Annotated in this window: 15 protein-coding genes; 7 read left to right on the top strand and 8 right to left on the bottom strand. The window is 39.2% G+C overall.

What is annotated here, in order from left to right; all coding sequences use genetic code 11:
- Positions 1–71 precede the first annotated feature (71 nt).
- From BM192_RS03450 to BM192_RS03435, 4 genes are all read left to right on the top strand, one after another.
- Positions 72–2210, top strand: a complete 2139-nt coding sequence (locus BM192_RS03450; RefSeq protein WP_037440291.1) for a DUF262 domain-containing protein — start codon at positions 72–74, stop codon at positions 2208–2210.
- A 20-nt stretch (positions 2211–2230) separates the two neighbouring features.
- Positions 2231–2989: a Swt1 family HEPN domain-containing protein gene (locus BM192_RS03445; RefSeq protein WP_037440289.1), complete on the top strand. Its 759-nt coding sequence runs from the start codon at positions 2231–2233 to the stop codon at positions 2987–2989.
- Positions 2990–3066: 77 nt separating this feature from the next.
- On the top strand, positions 3067–3249 hold the full coding sequence (locus tag BM192_RS03440) for a hypothetical protein (protein WP_037440287.1): 183 nt from the start codon (positions 3067–3069) through the stop codon (positions 3247–3249).
- Positions 3250–3549: 300 nt separating this feature from the next.
- Positions 3550–4077 carry a sigma-70 family RNA polymerase sigma factor gene (locus tag BM192_RS03435; protein ID WP_037440285.1) on the top strand — a complete coding sequence of 176 codons (528 nt, stop codon included), beginning with the start codon at positions 3550–3552 and terminating at the stop codon, positions 4075–4077.
- 60 nt (positions 4078–4137) lie between these two features.
- Here BM192_RS03435 and BM192_RS03430 read toward each other — a convergent pair whose 3' ends face one another.
- From BM192_RS03430 to BM192_RS03420, 3 genes are read right to left on the bottom strand one after another with little or no spacing between them, the layout of a single operon-like run.
- Positions 4138–4851 (bottom strand): hypothetical protein, encoded by a 714-nt coding sequence (locus BM192_RS03430; protein ID WP_074963887.1) that lies wholly within the window; start codon positions 4849–4851, stop codon positions 4138–4140.
- Positions 4852–4863: 12 nt separating this feature from the next.
- Positions 4864–5292, bottom strand: a complete 429-nt coding sequence (locus tag BM192_RS03425) for a helix-turn-helix domain-containing protein (protein ID WP_037440281.1) — start codon at positions 5290–5292, stop codon at positions 4864–4866.
- 7 nt (positions 5293–5299) lie between these two features.
- A complete protein-coding gene (locus BM192_RS03420) occupies positions 5300–5731 on the bottom strand; it encodes a helix-turn-helix domain-containing protein (protein WP_037440279.1) in 432 nt (143 codons plus the stop codon).
- Between the two features lie 406 nt (positions 5732–6137).
- On the opposite strand from BM192_RS03420, the gene BM192_RS03415 reads away from it, so the two are divergent.
- From BM192_RS03415 to BM192_RS03405, 3 genes are read left to right on the top strand one after another with little or no spacing between them, the layout of a single operon-like run.
- Positions 6138–7424 carry a TlpA family protein disulfide reductase gene (locus BM192_RS03415; protein ID WP_051759834.1) on the top strand — a complete coding sequence of 429 codons (1287 nt, stop codon included), beginning with the start codon at positions 6138–6140 and terminating at the stop codon, positions 7422–7424.
- A 37-nt stretch (positions 7425–7461) separates the two neighbouring features.
- Positions 7462–10659: a SusC/RagA family TonB-linked outer membrane protein gene (locus tag BM192_RS03410; RefSeq protein WP_051759832.1), complete on the top strand. Its 3198-nt coding sequence runs from the start codon at positions 7462–7464 to the stop codon at positions 10657–10659.
- 13 nt (positions 10660–10672) lie between these two features.
- A complete protein-coding gene (locus BM192_RS03405) occupies positions 10673–12046 on the top strand; it encodes a RagB/SusD family nutrient uptake outer membrane protein (protein ID WP_037440277.1) in 1374 nt (457 codons plus the stop codon).
- A gap of 44 nt (positions 12047–12090) precedes the next feature.
- Here the strand turns inward: BM192_RS03405 and BM192_RS03400 are convergent, their stop codons facing one another.
- The 5 genes from BM192_RS03400 to BM192_RS03380 all read right to left on the bottom strand — a co-directional run bounded on the left by BM192_RS03400 (position 12091) and on the right by BM192_RS03380 (position 15906).
- The gene (locus tag BM192_RS03400) at positions 12091–12381 is read right to left on the bottom strand and encodes a hypothetical protein (protein ID WP_037440275.1); all 291 of its coding nucleotides are present in this window, start codon (positions 12379–12381) and stop codon (positions 12091–12093) included.
- Between the two features lie 4 nt (positions 12382–12385).
- Positions 12386–12913 carry a MauE/DoxX family redox-associated membrane protein gene (locus tag BM192_RS03395; protein ID WP_037440273.1) on the bottom strand — a complete coding sequence of 176 codons (528 nt, stop codon included), beginning with the start codon at positions 12911–12913 and terminating at the stop codon, positions 12386–12388.
- Positions 12914–13056: 143 nt separating this feature from the next.
- Positions 13057–14001 carry a helix-turn-helix domain-containing protein gene (locus BM192_RS03390; protein ID WP_037440271.1) on the bottom strand — a complete coding sequence of 315 codons (945 nt, stop codon included), beginning with the start codon at positions 13999–14001 and terminating at the stop codon, positions 13057–13059.
- Between the two features lie 194 nt (positions 14002–14195).
- Complete coding sequence (locus BM192_RS03385; protein WP_037440269.1) at positions 14196–15116, bottom strand: nucleotidyl transferase AbiEii/AbiGii toxin family protein; 921 nt, start codon at positions 15114–15116, stop codon at positions 14196–14198.
- 1 nt (position 15117) lies between these two features.
- On the bottom strand, positions 15118–15906 hold the full coding sequence (locus BM192_RS03380; protein ID WP_037440268.1) for a type IV toxin-antitoxin system AbiEi family antitoxin: 789 nt from the start codon (positions 15904–15906) through the stop codon (positions 15118–15120).
- Positions 15907–15920: the final 14 nt, after the last annotated feature.

Below are 15920 nucleotides of genomic sequence, written 5' to 3'. Positions count from 1 at the left end.
GTAATGAGGGATTTAATTTGTATTTTTGTTAGTTATCAAACCAAACATTTTTAAGCGACAGATATTAGATAATGAATGAATTAGAACCTCTGAAGAGCATTTTTAAAGACAGATTATTTAAAATTCCCGATTACCAGCGTGGGTACGCCTGGACTACACGTCAACTCAAAGATTTTTGGGAAGATTTGGTCAATCTCCCAGCCGATAGGTTTCACTACACGGGACTACTCTCATTAAAAAAAGTGGACAAGAATACCTGGTCTAACTGGAATGATGAACGGTGGCTCATTGAAGACAGAGCCTTCAAGCCTTTTCATATTGTTGATGGACAACAAAGACTAACCACGTTTGTCATATTTATTCAGGCTATTTCGGAACAATTGAGGCTTGTTGCGGAAAATAAGGATAAGAAAGATGAAGATATTTATCTGGGCTCTTTTAGCCTGAAGGCGATTAAGGAAGAGTATTTGGTCATAGAAAGACCGCCGCAGTTGATCATTACAACCTACAAGTTTGGTTATGAGGTTGATAACCCAAGCTTCAAATTTCTAAGGCATAGGATTTTTATGGAACCCAATAGCGGAACAATCCAGGAAACCTTCTATACACTCAACCTTGAAAATGCAAAACGCTTTTTCAAAGAAAATCTGCAAAATTACCTTGACAAATACGGATTAAATGAAATCGAGGTCTTATTCAAGAAAGTCACGCAGAACCTAATGTTCAATGTCTATGAAATAAGTGATGACTTCGATGTATTTGTTGCATTTGAGACCATGAATAACCGCGGCAAAAAACTATCAAATTTAGAGCTTCTTAAAAATCGCCTAATCTATTTAACGACCTTATACGATGAGAAGGAACTCAAAAATGATGAGCGGATTTCTTTGCGTGAGAAAATCAACGATGCCTGGAAGGAAGTCTATTACCAACTGGGACGAAATAAACAAAATCCACTCAACGATGATGATTTTTTAGTTGCTCATTGGATAATGTATTTTCAATACACAAGAGAAAAAGGCGATGATTATATCAGGTTTTTGTTGGAGCAGAAATTTACACCGCAAAATATTTATGCAAAAACAGAAGTAAAGGTTAGTTCTTTACAAGATTTTGAAGAAGTCAGGGAAGATGAAGATACCGATCAGGAAGAAGTTGAGACAAATGGAGAAGAAGAAACCACAGTATTACGTTCGCAACTCTCTCCCAAAGAAATCGAAGACTATGTGAACAGTTTAAAAGCTGCTGCCGTTCACTGGTACAACACCCATAATCCGGTCAACAATCCAGACTTGACTGCACAGGAAAGCCTATGGATAGACCGATTGAACAGAATTGGTATTATCTATTTCCGCCCGCTTGTAACGGTAGCTTTCTTGAACAAGGATGTTAATTCGGATATGCGAGTTCAATTATTTAAAGCAATCGAGCGCTTTATATTTATCACATTCCGGCTTAGCCGGGCTTTCTCTACGTATAGAAACAGTGAGTTTTATCGGGCGGCGAGACAGTTGCGAAATGGCGAATTGACAATTGACAATATTATCCAGCGTTTGAATGATCGAATGAATTACTGTTTTTATACACCAGAAAATTCCACCGAAACTTATTTCGATTATACCTACTTCCAAAAATTCATCGACAAGAAATTTAAAAGTGGCGGTGGCTTTTATTATTGGAATGGACTTCGCTACTTCTTGTATGAATATGAAATGGAAAAGGTAAGACGAAGAGGCAGTCAAAAAATTGACTGGAAGCTTTTTGTAAGGAGCGAAAAAGACAAAGTTTCCATTGAGCACATTTATCCTCAAACGCCAACACACACGGGTTGGAAATCCAATTTTAAGGGCTATAAAAAATCACAGCTACCCTTTTTTCAAGGAACATTAGGAAATCTCCTGCCACTCTCGCAGAGTATTAATTCCAGTTTGCAAAATGACTGCTTTGATGACAAGAAAAGTGCTAAGTATAACGAGAAGAAAGAGAAAATAAGACAAGGTTATGCTGATGGTTCACATTCTGAAATTGAAGTTTCAGGCTACGCTGTTTGGAATGCTGATGCTATCCTCCATAGAGGCAACAAGCTGCTGGAATTTATGGAAGAACGTTGGGATCTGCAATTTGAAAATGAAGCTGCAAAGGCTGAGCTATTGTTTCTTGATTTTATGCTCGAAGAGGAAGAAGAGACAATACATACGACTGAAGAATAACCTATAAAACATTAATTTGAATGAATTATACAGAGAACATTGAACGTTTAAAAATACTGCTTACAGGAGCCTCCACCGATGTTACGATAACCAGTGAAAACGAAGCAGAATATAAAAGGCTAAAAAACGAACTGAAACAATCTGCTAAGTTTAAGGCCAACGAGCCAAAAGAATTTAAAATATGTGTTACACTCCAGGAATTTAGGAGGGAGATGCAGGCCAAAGGAGGTTATGCCGAACGGAGAAAATATATCAATCAACTCTTCTATCCGCTGATTTCTGATGAAAATTCCCTGTTGGACAGTATAGAGGAAATACAGCAAAATATAAACTTTGGTCATCTGAACCTTTTGCCCCAAGATATACAACAAAAAGGACGGGAAATGTCGGAAGTTTACCTTTATCTGTATTGTATTGAAAATTCGCTGCGAATATTTATCGAGGAAATAATGAAGACGGAAGCGGTAACCATACCGAGAAAGGTACAGGATACTATAGACAAATTGAAGAAAAGTGAGCAGGAAAGTAAATATTTGCCCATACGTGGAAACAGTGATCTCTTTTACTGCGATTTTATAGAGTTGGGAAAAATAATTGTTGGAAATTGGACAATTTTCGGAAAGTATTTCCCGAAACAGAATGAACACTGGTTGAATGTCATGGTGGACGAACTGTACAAGATACGATGTTTAGTTGCTCATAATAGTTATGTTGGCAAAGATGAGCGTGATGCGCTGAAAGTTTATTATAAGAGCATTACCGCACAATTGCGATTATAACATTGGGCATTATGGTCATCACAACGTGGTAATAATTTTAATAGATGGTTTTGTGCTAGGTAACTAAACTTTACTTTATGGCAGCACCCTTTATTTTGAAATTACGCTTAGCATTAGGCATAGAACCAGAAGAAGCTGCTGAGTTATTGCATATCAGTGTAAAGGAATATTTGACACTGGAAAATGATCCCAAGAAACATTTTTACACAAACCAGGCTAAAAACGCTTATGAACTGGATGACGCCGAAGATGAATGGTAACTTTGATCTGTTCACTCGGTTGCTCAATAAAATTAAGTGCGCCATTAAAAGCTAAATTTCATAAAACATGAAAAAATAGAATTTTTTGTATCCTTTTTACACTTCTCCGGTCTACTTACCGAACATTAAAATTTAAGTTTATGGACAAATGTAAATGCACTGATTGCGATTGCACTAAATGTAACTGTGGCAATTGTGAAGAAAAGGACTGTACTTGTACTAAATGCGAATGCGACAAATGTGACTGTTGCTAAAATCGTGAAAGGTTAGTTTATACACTAACCTTTCTTATTTTTGATTATGGAAACACAATTTCTATGGAACACGTTTAGTAAAGAACTGTATTTCTTTATCCTAAAAAGGGTAAACAATACAAGTTCAGCAGATGATATCCTTCAAAATACCTTTTTTAAGGTTCATAAAAATATTTCGACCATACGGCAGGATGATAAAGTGAAAGCCTGGCTGTTTCAAATTGCAAGAAATGAGATAGTAAATTTTTACAATCAGGAAAATGTGTTTAAAGAAGAGCTCAGTAACAGTGAGGAAACTGAAAATACTCAATATCAGAACATATGCTGTTTTAATAAATTCATAAATAACTTACCCGTCCCTTACAGGGAGGTAATTGAAATTGTATATATCAAAGGACTGAAACAGAGTAAAGCAGCAACACTATTAGGCATAACCCTTCCCAACGTTAAGGCAAGGATAAAAAGAGCAAAGGATATTTTGAAAAATGATTTTTATGAATGTTGCAAATATGAATTTGATATAACGGGTAAACTTACCGGAGAACCAAATTGTGCAACTTGTGGTACGCTGTAAGATTAGGATGCACCTTTTTAGAAAATCCAAGTCGGACTGGGGCTATCCGAAAAACCCCTTTCACTTTCCATCAATCCGCTTCAGGTCAGGTATCCCAAAAAAGGTATCATCTTCTGGATCGCTTCCAAAAACATTACCAAACACTAAATCCTCATCCAACATTTTTTTTGCTTCTGGGGTGTTATTGATAGTTGGTGCATCCAAGTTTTCCAAACCATATCGGGCAAATGCTTTGGCACTGACTGGGCGTTTGTTTTCATGATACATTGCCAGCATCCATGCAGTACGGCTCAGCATTCCTATAGGGTGCATACCGTATAGTTTTTGATGCATTATATTTTTGTCTCGAAGATCCGATGGTTCAATTTTACTAAGCAGATCTGGTTTTGTTACGTATTTTGCCATAATAGGCAGAACATTCTTCTGGATGAATGAAAATATATCGAGAGCCTCTTTTTCATTTTCCTCTTTATCGACGCCAATATGCCAGTAAGGCTTTTTTAGAGAACGTACAAGTTGCAAGGTCAGTTCACAACTTTGCGGAGCAATATTTTCTATATTGTCAGTTTCATAATCACCCATTTTTAGAACTGCTGTTGGCTGTATGCCAAAGAACAATTTAATCTGTTTATACTTACTTACTTCCAGTTCAAAGACAAAAACAAAGGATTGGGTTTCCATAGCGTACTTGAGGCCAGCCCCCTCAAATCCAATCTGTTTCATTAGCGGACTGAAAGTGTGGGCAAACTGCTCTTGCGTCTCTTTATTTATCATCGATTTAAGGCCTTAATCTTTAGCCTTCGCTTTCCGATAATGTTCTCGTTCCATCCGCAATAATTCTTCAAACAGCTTGGTAGCCTGTTCTACAGAAAATTGGTGTTGGTGATTATTTTCAATTCTTCCTGTTGCAACCATACCTCCATTACCCGCTGTTACCCCACAATTTTCATAAAAGTTATTGGTATAATAGAGTACTTGCCCTACATCAAATTTCTTTAATCCCTCAACGCTTACTCCAAGGGCAATGGCAACTTTTCCCAGGCGTTCATCATCCACGTTCTCGGTTTGTTCCAATTTAGATATCGCTTGCTTGCTAACGCCCATAAGGTCTGCCAGATCTTTTTGGGTAATACCGACTAATCGTCTTGCGCTACCTATTTTTATACCCATGTGGTTTTTGCCTTCCGAATACACGGTGTCTTTTTCTCTTTCCATAATTTATTTACGATTGATTTTTATGGTTTATAAATAATTCCAGTTTCTCTCGCTCACTTTGCAACAGGCGTTCATATAACTCCACCACTTTTTCCAAAGGGTTGTTAATTTGTGTAGCATTCACTGTACCTGTATTACCACTATTAAATGTAGAGCCGTTAACATCCTTGTAGCTATTAATATTGTAAATAGCCCTTTCCACATCGAATTTCTTAATCAGGTCAGGCGTAACGCCTAATGCAAAAGCTATCCGCTCCAATATTTCTGGCTCTATGACCGCTTCCCGTTCTATGGCTGAAATTTGGGGCTGGTTCATCCCTAATTCCTGGGCAAGCACTTCCTGCTTAATACCTAAATAAATACGGATACGCTGTGCGTTTCTCCCCTGATGATTTTCTTCCACCGTTTCCAATACGTGTACTCTATCTTCTTCTTTCATATTTCATCTTCATTTGATTTCGTAAATATAATAAAAGACAACCAAAAACAGATAATTGACAACCAAATTTGCTTCAAACAAACCTCATTATAAACGTTATTTGGAACAAATAACCTAAAATGAGGAGATTGATCAGCAAGTATATACAATACTATTGCCTTTCCATAATAAGAAAGGTGAAAGCTATTGTTTTATTCTTCTGCCTCAAATTCAGCCTTCGCTCCATTATTAAAAGCCCGGTTTAGCAATTTATAATACCTCACAGAGTATTATTCTATTGTAAAAAAAAATCTAACTAACCGGCAACAAAATGAGCAAACCTCTACGTAATAAGATTTCGATTTTTATAGCCTGCCATTGTCCGAGACTGATAATAGAGGGCAGGTATTTTTTAGTTTTTTGTTTCATGTTGTTTAGTGTCGGGGTAGCCCGTCCGCAGTCCCGAGAAGTCAGGACTGCAAACAACCAAAACATCACCGCATTAAACATCGGCGACCAAATTCCCGATGCACTTTGGAACACCCCTTTGCAGGTGGTGAACCATCCCCAGGGTAAACGGACCATCACTCTTGCCGATTATAAAGGTAAGCTGATCATACTGGATTTTTGGGCAACGTATTGTTCGCCCTGTATAAAGAATTTTCCAAAACTACATGCTTTGCAAAATGAATTTGCCGACAAGATAAAAGTGCTGGCAGTAACAGGCGAACCCAAAGAAAAGATAAATAAATTCTTTACAGCAGGAGCAGGTAAAGGACACACTTATGTTAACTCTGTTATTAACGACAGCGTACTTTCAAATTATTTCCCAAATAATATCCTACCTCATATCGTATGGATTGCTCCAAATGGTAAAGTGCTGAACACAACACAGGCAGAAGAAATAACTCCAACAAACATACGAGCAGTTCTGGACAACAACGAAACGCAAATGACCTCTAAGGTGGATATTGACCGTGATAGACCGTTGTTCCTTTCTGAACACTTTGGCAGCAATTTACAATTAAAAGGTTACTCCATTTTTGCGAAAGGTTATTATCCTGGCTTACCATCCGCCGGAAATTTTAAAAAGACCAAAGAGGGCAAAATATTTAGTAGGCAGATGACTAACCAGTCCATGATGGATATTTATCGCCCAGTACTTGAAGACCTATTTAGCAGGAACGGGGAAAAGTTCAATCGGAAGCGGGTTATTGTTGACGTTAAGCAGCCAGCATTACTAAATCCAATCTTAAAACCTGATGGAACATTTGAGGAATACAACCTATTCAACTATGAGTTGATTGTACCCGGAGAAAAAGCAGACAGTTTATCCCACTATGTGCTGAATTACCTTAACGAGTACTCGGACTACATGGGCAGCATTGAAAAGCGTATGGTAGAGTGCCTTATACTGGTAAGGACTTCCTCAAAAGACCTAATCAAAAGTAAAGGAGGAAAATTAAAAAATACATTTCCAAATCCACCCTCTATTCTATCTAATCTGCCAATAGCTTATATGGTTAACCGTCTTATTGACGATACACCTATTGACCAGCTTATTATTGATGAAACAGGCTACACCGATAATGTAGATATTGAAATATCGGGCGTTAGGGATTTGGCAAGCCTTAAAAAAGAACTGAATAGGTATGACCTCGACCTCATACCCGCCAAAAGAAGCCTTAATATGTTCGTCATAAAGGACAAATAGTTGCTACCATTTTATCACAATCTAACTCAATTCATGAATGAAATCTTTTTTACTTCTTATCACACTGCTTACTGCGTCCGTTTGCTTGTTCGCACAACAAACTATCACAGGTAGGGTTATTTCCCGTAATGATACTTTGCCTGTTGAGGGAGCCAGTGTATCCCTGAAAGGAGCGGACAGAACGGTAAGCACCAACGGTAAAGGCTATTTTACCATCCAAACTGCTACCAATGTAAATGCCGTGCTATTGCTTATTAATCACGTAGGCTATGAGGCAATTACAGTAACCGTAAACCTGCCACAGCGGGATACTTTAAACATCTTCCTGCATATCTCTTCCCGTTTATTGGATGAAGTAGAAGTGGTGTCAACAGGTTATCAGAAAATTCCCAAAGAGCGAGCAACAGGCTCATTTTCCACAGTGAGCAATGAACTGTTTAATCAACAGGTGGGTACAGATATTCTTTCCCGGTTGCCAGCTATTGGCAACAGCATTGTTATTGCTAATGGTCTTGGTGGCACTCCCCAAATGATGGTACGGGGATTAAGTACCATTCGTGGCCCCAAAGACCCATTGATTATTATAGATAATTTCCCGTATGATGGTGATATTACCAATATCAATCCCAACATTGTAGAAAACATAACTATCCTAAAAGATGCATCTGCTGCCAGCATTTGGGGTGCAAGAGCGGCAAATGGCGTAATTGTGATTACCACAAAAAACGGTCGTTTCAATCAGCCGATTACCTTATCGTTCAATTCCAACCTTACCATTGGAACAAAGCCTGATTTGGGGTACATCCGTCAGATGTCATCCAATGATTACATTGACATGGAACAAGAATTATTTAAACGGAACTTTTACAACAGCCAAATCAATTCGGTAAACCGTCCGGTCATCAGCCCTGTGGTCTACCTATTGAACAAAGTGCGCACAGGTGCGATGACACAAGAGCAGGCACAACAACAGATTGACGCATTAAGAAATGTGGATGCGAGAGAGCAGTTTAATCAGTATATGTATAAGCCGTCTGTCAATCAACAGTATTTTTTGAGTGCCCAGGGTGGTGCTGATAAATTTTCGTGGACATCATCGGTAGGATATGATAACAATAAAAGCAATTTAGGAGCTACTTATCAACGTATTAATTTCCGTTTCCAAAATACGTATCGGCCAATTCGGCAAGTCTCCCTTACCACAGGATTGTATTATACCCAAAGCCAAAATAAATCAGGTAGGTATGGTTACAACAATGTTTCCATGAAAACCAACTCCTTTGTACCCTATATGCTAATGGCAGATGCTAACGGCAATGCCTTGCCCGTAACAAAGGATTATAACCTCAATTATATACAAACCGCAGGTGATGGAAAACTGCTTGACTGGAATTATTATCCACTTACCGACTGGCAGCACCAAACATTAAATAATAACGCATCTGATATATTGGCAACTGCCGTCCTCGATTATCAAATTATCAAAGGGCTGACTGCAACAGTAAATTATCAATACGAAAAGCAGTGGGGGCTGAACAACAATCTTGCAGATGAAACCAGCTATATGGCACGGGATTACATCAATCGCTTTGCTCAAATCGTTAATGGCAATGCAGTTTTCATTGTGCCTAAAGGCGGCATATTGGATAAATCCAATAGTGTCTTAAATGCAAATAACCTGCGGGGACAACTGAACTTTGACAATACTTTTGGCAAGCACAATATTATAGCCATAGCAGGAGCCGAAATGCGTTCCAAAAATTCAACCGGACAACAGGAACGTTTTTATGGTTATAATGAAAACAACCTTACCACCGGGTATGTGAATTATATAAATACTTACCCTACGCTTCCAAGAGGGAGCGCATTTATACAAGGTGGTCAATATTTAAGTGGTAATACAACAAATTTCGTATCACAATTCGCTAATGCTGCCTATACGTTTGATAAAAGGTATGTGTTTTCGGCAAGTGTCCGCAGGGATGCAAGTAACCTTTTCGGACTGAAGACCAATGACCAATGGAACCCTTTTTGGTCGGCTGGACTTGCTTGGAAAGTGTCGAATGAAAAGTTTTATAAATTTGATTTTCTGCCTTACCTCAATTTACGGGCAACCTACGGCTTTAGCGGCAATATTGACCCCGCTATGGTTGCAGTTAATACCATTAGTTACTTTTTTCAGAACTCACTCATTAATGGTTACCCGATGGCATCCATTAGTAATTTCTACAACCCATTGTTAAAATGGGAAACTTCCAAAATGTTAAATGCAGCGGTCGATTTTCGCATGAAAAATGAACGTATATCGGGTTCTGTCGAATACTATCATAAAAAAGGTGAAAATCTTTTTGGGGCTGCCCCAATTGACTATACTAATGGTATGCAACCATCGACACTGCGAAATGTGGCGACCATGGAAGGCAATGGTTTGGACATCGAACTTCGGAGTTTAAATATTGGCCGTGCGTTCAAATGGAGAACAACACTGAATTTTAGTCTGTATAAGGATAAGATAATCCTATATGAAATAGATAGAACATTGGCACAGGAATATGTCAACCCTGCCTTTACACCAATATCGGGCATAAAGGGGCATCCTGTATATGCAATGTACGGTTATAAATGGGCTGGACTTGACCCGAATACAGGTGAAGCACAGGGCTACCTTAGTGGTGAGGTAAGCAAAAATTATAGCAGCATTGTTGGAACAGGTACTAAAGTGGAGGATTTGGAATATTTTGGTTCAGCAGTCCCCACAAAATTTGGTTCACTAATCAATGCGGTATCTTATAAAAACATCAGCTTACAAGTAGGTGTTTCGTTTAAGTTCGGTTATTGGTTCAGGCGCAATTCTGTCAACTATACAGACCTGTTCAATAATTGGCGTGGGCATTCGGATTATGCACTTCGTTGGCAAAAACCGGGAGACGAGGCACATACCAACGTTCCGGTAAATCTATACACCGCCAATTCCAACCGTGATGCTTTTTATAACGGTTCCAGTGTCTTGGTAGAAAAAGGCGACCACATCAGGCTTCAATACATAAATCTTGCCTATGATTTTAAAATGCCCGCTAACGTAGGCATAAAAGGGTTACAGGTATATGTCAATGCCAATAATCTTGGCTTGCTATGGAGAGCCAATAAAGCAGGTCTTGACCCTGATTTTAGTAGAGGTACTTACAATATTGTCCCTCCAGCAAATTACGCAATAGGTATTCGGTCAAAATTTTAAAGTCTTTATCACAATGAAAAAAAACATTCAAATAACAATACTTTCTGTATTACTATCCATGCTATTTGTAGGCTGTAAAAAATTCCTTGAAGAAAAATCTGATAAGCGGCTCACGGTTCCTACTACCCTTGATGAATTTCAGGCGTTGCTTAACAATTACAATCACATGAATAATGATTTTATAGCTGCGGGTGAAGTCAGTTCTGATGATTATTATCTTTCGGACGCTGATTTTAATTCCATGCAATATGAAAGCGAAAAAAGATTATATACATGGCAACCCGATTATGTAACCCGACCGCAATCTTCGGTAGGTGATGAATGGTACAACACCTATAAGTCTATATATGTTTCCAATTCTGTGTTGCAAGGGCTTGATGAAAATCATTTGACAGGCAATCAAGCAAATAATATCAAAGGGCAGGCTTTGTTTTTTAGGGCGGCTCGTTATCTAGATGGGGTACAGATATGGTCGCTTGCCTACAATAAACAAACTGCAAATACAGACTTAGGAATGGTCTTGCGGGTAGTACCTGACGTAACTATTAAATCTGTCAGGTCATCGGTACAGCAGACCTATGATTTAATTATCAAAGACCTATCCGATGCTATACCGCTTTTACCAATCAATCCAATAGGCGTAACCCTTCCCGGAAAAGCTGCGGCATACGGATTATTGGCAAGGACTTATTTGTTTATGGGTGAGTATGAAAAAGCCTTAGAGAACGCAAGAGCCGCTCTTGGCAATACAAATGCACAGATAATTGATTTTAACACTTTAGACCCAAATGCTGATTTCCCAATACCCGCAATTAACTACGCCAGCAAGGAATTAATATCCTATACATCCATATATTACGCCAGTCAGTTGAACCAAACAGTATGTAAGATAGTTCCCGCTCTTTATGATTTATATAGTAACGAGGATTTACGCAAAGTCATTTATTTCGGCAAGAATACTGACGGCTCGTATTTTTTTAAAGGAACGCATATTGGATATTTTGGTTTGATGAATAGTCTTACACCTGCTGAACTTTTACTAATAGCTGCTGAATGTAACGTCCGTTTAGGACAACTTTCCCAAGCAGCCGAGGCATTAAATCAACTTGCCATTAAGCGATGGAAAATTGGCAGTTTTATACCTTATACATTCACGAATAATGATGCTGCGCTACGAACTGTTTTAGAAGAACGAAGAAAAGAATTAACCATGCGTAGTTTACGCTGGTCGGATATTAAACGATTGAACAGGGATGGTTACAACATAACCCTTACACGAACGGTTGGTGGGCAATCTTTTACTTTACCTCCTAATGACCTGCGCTATGCCATTGCTATACCTGAAACTGTTATAGAAATTGGCGGGATACAACAAAATCCAAGATAAAAAAAAGGCTATCAAACGATAGCCTTTCAATTTTTACGATGAGGTCAATTTTTCTTCGTTGACATATTGTAAACGTCCGTGCTTGACACGGTAGAAAAATAATCGATAAGTTCCTGCTCATCGGCAGCATCAACGTTAAGCTGGCAGGGTTTAGCACCTGCTGGCCCGCATCCCGAACCAGCACCCTGTTCCCAAAGGGAAGCATCGTTGAATGGCTGGCTGGCTGTGCCGATGTAACGCCATTGTGTTGTGGTATCAGCCATTTTAAATGACATGGTTATAGCCGCAATCGCTAAAGCAGCTACCATAAATAGGTTCATTTTTAATTTTTTCATCGCTTTAAAATTTTGATGTTAAAGAATACTTTTTTATATGTCTTTTGGCAGACGCGCCCTCGGCAACTACGCCTCTGGCGTTGCTACCTCGTAATTTATGCCATAAGTAAAGCCCCCAACCGCTTAAAAAAAGGAACAAGAGATTGAAGAAAAAATGTTGCAACCAAGTCATGCCGCTTATCACCGACCCGCACCCGCAGGGCAATTTTTCCCATGCGCCCATAAGAGCCACAGCGATATAAGCTGTAAAAGCAGTCATTAATACGGTAGATAGGATTAAACCACCCTTGCGAAACTTTTCCATTACCAATGTCAGTACTGTTATTAATTCCAACGCCGGGAGCGTGTAAATAAGGATGTACCTTAAACTATCCGAAAAGGGTTGACGGAGGATACCGCTTTTAAATGCTGCAAAGTCTGTTATTTTGTCAATGCTTACAGGTATCCAAAGAAGCAGCAATAGAATGATAACGATATTGAGTGTTATCCGTTTTCTTTTGAGTTGGTTTGGATATGTAGCTGTTGTTTCCATTGCCTTTGTATATTAGTGAGGGTTCTCACCATCCTTTGATACAAAGTTCACTAAAGCGTTAAGCGTGCGAAAGTCAAAATCGGTAAAAATTGAGCAGGTTTGTGTCGAGAATTTTCCGATTTTGACAATATCTTGGAATATCCCTATTTTTTGCGTTTCTGATAACGCTCCAAGGCAGAGCGAAAGGATCGTTCATCAGCATAACCCACTTCCATATACACATCCTTGACCCCGATCCCCTGATCCAATAAAAGTAAAGCATGGCCAATACGTAGATCAGCGATAAATTGCTGAACGCTTACATGATAGGTACGCTTAAATATATTCAACAAAGTTCTCTCGGTAACAAAGAAATGCGCTGCCAACTGCCTTACGTTTAAGGAGACATCGCAATAATGCTCTTCTATAAACCCCTTGATCCGATAAGCCGCATCCTTATCCTGGTCTTCCAACAAGCTATCGTAATACTCCAGCAGCAAACTTACGTATTTGCGCAAATTGCCATCGAGTGCCCCTTTGTTATTTTGCGAGTAACTATAAATCTTATACAGCCAACGATGTATTTTCCTATCCATACGGCATTGCCCCATTGTTTCATAAGATTTTTTACCATTCAGGAACCTTTGCAGAATTTGTTGCACATTGTAATACTCCTGATCTATACTTTCAATCCAATCGGGATGTATGCTCAGTACAAGGGCAATGTGTTGTCCTCTTTCAGCATATGCTAAATATGATCCCTCGTCATAGTACGACATCAGGAACGTGTTGGCTTGTATCTTAATTATAGGAATTTTTGAAGATGTGGTATAGAGCAGGCTGCCTTTGAGCATAAAGAACATGAACAGTTGCCTGTCATGGATATCAAAAGGAATATGGGTTGGCTTCTTAACATTAATCTCTACCAGATCGACAAAAAAAGGCTTGTAATTCAGTTGTTGGCTGAAAAGATCCATTTCAGGTATTTGGAAATGATGTGTTTTCTGGGCAAAGGTCAGTACGTACCTGCTCTGTTCGGAGAGGTTATGAGGCTCATTCTTGGATTTTACATGCTCATTTTTAGAATACAATGTATATGGTATCTTCATAGGCCAATGGTTTTCCTAATTCACTGGAAATCATTTACAATAGCATTGGAGCTTATTATGAGAAATACAAATTTCAAATATATAATTGAATAAAAAACTAAAGTTGGGTTTAACTTGGGTAAAATTTTCTGTTGGTAAACTTTGTTGTTATTGATGATCAATTCAGTATATACTTTCGAAAAGGCAACCCAATTCTATAACTTCAGTACTTCTTTCAGTTTCTCTACTGCCTGGTTATGTTTTTTTTCGTCCATTTTTGAGAGATTGAACAATTTCCATTGAACGGATGGTAGTTGGGCAACCTCTTCCATATTAGGCAACCCCAGCAGTTCCCATTGTGGGTTTCGCTCTTTGAACGACAACAAAAATTTCCGCTCATCAGTGGTCATATCCGTATTGATAATTTCAATGAGTTGTTCCCTCGTGGCCTCCAGTGCTTCAACGGGAATATCCACTTCGGCCATTTGTGCAAATTCTGCTTCATATACTTCTCTTATATTTTTACGGTGAGGAGCCAAAAGTTCTGCCATTGGCCGCTGATGGCTGATTAGGAACACAAGGAACGTTTTGCGCAGGTCTTCAGTAAAGCCCTCGTTTTCGAGCAGGAATTTCACGTCAAATAAATCACGGGGATGTTGCCGGTCCAGGGCGGCTGCAATTTTTCCGGCATACAGATCGGGCAACGAAGCTACCTGTATTTCGGCATATCCGAACTCCCTCTCCACAGGCTCACTTACCTCCATTCGTACTTCGGAGAATACCGTTCCACGGATCACCGGCGACAATTCCACCTTAATCCTTACATCTTCCAGTTGCAGGATTAAACGAAGCGCATTTCCCTGCTCGTGTGCGTTTTGTATGTGAATGCCAGGAATGGTTTTCTTAATCAACTCGCTTAATCGGGTTAATGCAGCCCGAATGTTGACCAATGCTTCCTCACGACCTTCGGAGGGCAGGTACAATAAATCTATATCTACAGAAAGCCGTGGCAGCTCCCTGTAAAAAAGATTGATAGCCGTGCCGCCTTTTAGTGCAAAACACTTTTCACTATCCAGTAGCGGTAGGATACGCACCAACAACTGCACCTGTTTGTAATATATGCTGTCCTTTTTCATCTTAGGATTGGAAATTTTTAGGAACGGTTATTTTATATGTTTTATCGAGATCGCCGCCTTTGACGATTACCCGGTTTCCGGAACCGAGGTCTATACTGTCGGTATTCAATTTTGAAAACCAGGTATAGTTGTGTCGTGAACCGAACCAAAGGAAAAGCCGCTTAACCTTTACATTGGTACAGGCTTCCAGTAATTTTTGCAAAGTGCGGGGCGATAAGGAGGTCATACCCTGTATAAGCTGATCAGCGTGTTCTAACGAGATTTTATCCGGTACTTCGTCCAGCATTTCGAGGCAGGCTCTTTCCGGACAGGATATTTTAAGTTCGTCCAAACCCTCTTTCCAGAAAACAGTAGAAGTGTAGCTGTCGGATACTTGCCTTTCCATACCGGAAAACAGTTTATTCCGGGTATGGCGAACAAATGTTATCGTTTCCGATAGTTCATTGGCCCATACAGGTAATTTATCATTGCCATAAAGCTGTATTGTTTCTTTTTTCGAAGTGGGCAGATAATGGGAAAAGCCTTTTAATTCCAGTGCCGATAATCCTCCTGCAACAAGATCTGTTTTCATCACGGTTTGTAGCGTGTACAGCATACTTTGCCACGAAAGCTGAACCTTTCCCCGTGTATAAAGTCCTTTCCACAACAGCTTCAGTTGTTCACTCTTAACCAGGTTATCTATAGCATGCGTATCTAAAGCAGCCTGGTCCGTCAGCCATTTTCGCGTAACAATCATACTTTCAGGCATTATTTGCTCCAATAGTTTACGTCGTTCAGTGTTAAGCGCCATATTTATAAATTTTA

The organism is Pedobacter antarcticus, from assembly GCF_900112985.1.
Taxonomy (GTDB): Bacteria; Bacteroidota; Bacteroidia; order Sphingobacteriales; family Sphingobacteriaceae; genus Pedobacter; species Pedobacter antarcticus.
Note: the sequence above shows the minus strand (reverse complement) of the source record. Positions and strands in the feature narration are given on the sequence as shown.

Excerpts from the sequence above, each read along its gene's own strand:
- BM192_RS03450 (WP_037440291.1), top strand. The coding sequence starts at position 72 with ATGAATGAATTAGAACCTCTGAAGAGCATTTTTAAAGACAGATTATTT.
- BM192_RS03380 (WP_037440268.1), bottom strand. The coding sequence starts at position 15,906 with ATGGCGCTTAACACTGAACGACGTAAACTATTGGAGCAAATAATGCCT.
- BM192_RS03435 (WP_037440285.1), top strand. The coding sequence starts at position 3,550 with ATGGAAACACAATTTCTATGGAACACGTTTAGTAAAGAACTGTATTTC.
- BM192_RS03445 (WP_037440289.1), top strand. The coding sequence starts at position 2,231 with ATGAATTATACAGAGAACATTGAACGTTTAAAAATACTGCTTACAGGA.
- BM192_RS03415 (WP_051759834.1), top strand. The coding sequence starts at position 6,138 with ATGTTGTTTAGTGTCGGGGTAGCCCGTCCGCAGTCCCGAGAAGTCAGG.
- BM192_RS03400 (WP_037440275.1), bottom strand. The coding sequence starts at position 12,381 with ATGAAAAAATTAAAAATGAACCTATTTATGGTAGCTGCTTTAGCGATT.
- BM192_RS03425 (WP_037440281.1), bottom strand. The coding sequence starts at position 5,292 with ATGGAAAGAGAAAAAGACACCGTGTATTCGGAAGGCAAAAACCACATG.
- BM192_RS03420 (WP_037440279.1), bottom strand. The coding sequence starts at position 5,731 with ATGAAAGAAGAAGATAGAGTACACGTATTGGAAACGGTGGAAGAAAAT.
- BM192_RS03430 (WP_074963887.1), bottom strand. The coding sequence starts at position 4,851 with ATGATAAATAAAGAGACGCAAGAGCAGTTTGCCCACACTTTCAGTCCG.
- BM192_RS03385 (WP_037440269.1), bottom strand. The coding sequence starts at position 15,116 with ATGAAAAAGGACAGCATATATTACAAACAGGTGCAGTTGTTGGTGCGT.
- BM192_RS03410 (WP_051759832.1), top strand. The coding sequence starts at position 7,462 with ATGAAATCTTTTTTACTTCTTATCACACTGCTTACTGCGTCCGTTTGC.
- BM192_RS03440 (WP_037440287.1), top strand. The coding sequence starts at position 3,067 with ATGGCAGCACCCTTTATTTTGAAATTACGCTTAGCATTAGGCATAGAA.
- BM192_RS03395 (WP_037440273.1), bottom strand. The coding sequence starts at position 12,913 with ATGGAAACAACAGCTACATATCCAAACCAACTCAAAAGAAAACGGATA.
- BM192_RS03405 (WP_037440277.1), top strand. The coding sequence starts at position 10,673 with ATGAAAAAAAACATTCAAATAACAATACTTTCTGTATTACTATCCATG.
- BM192_RS03390 (WP_037440271.1), bottom strand. The coding sequence starts at position 14,001 with ATGAAGATACCATATACATTGTATTCTAAAAATGAGCATGTAAAATCC.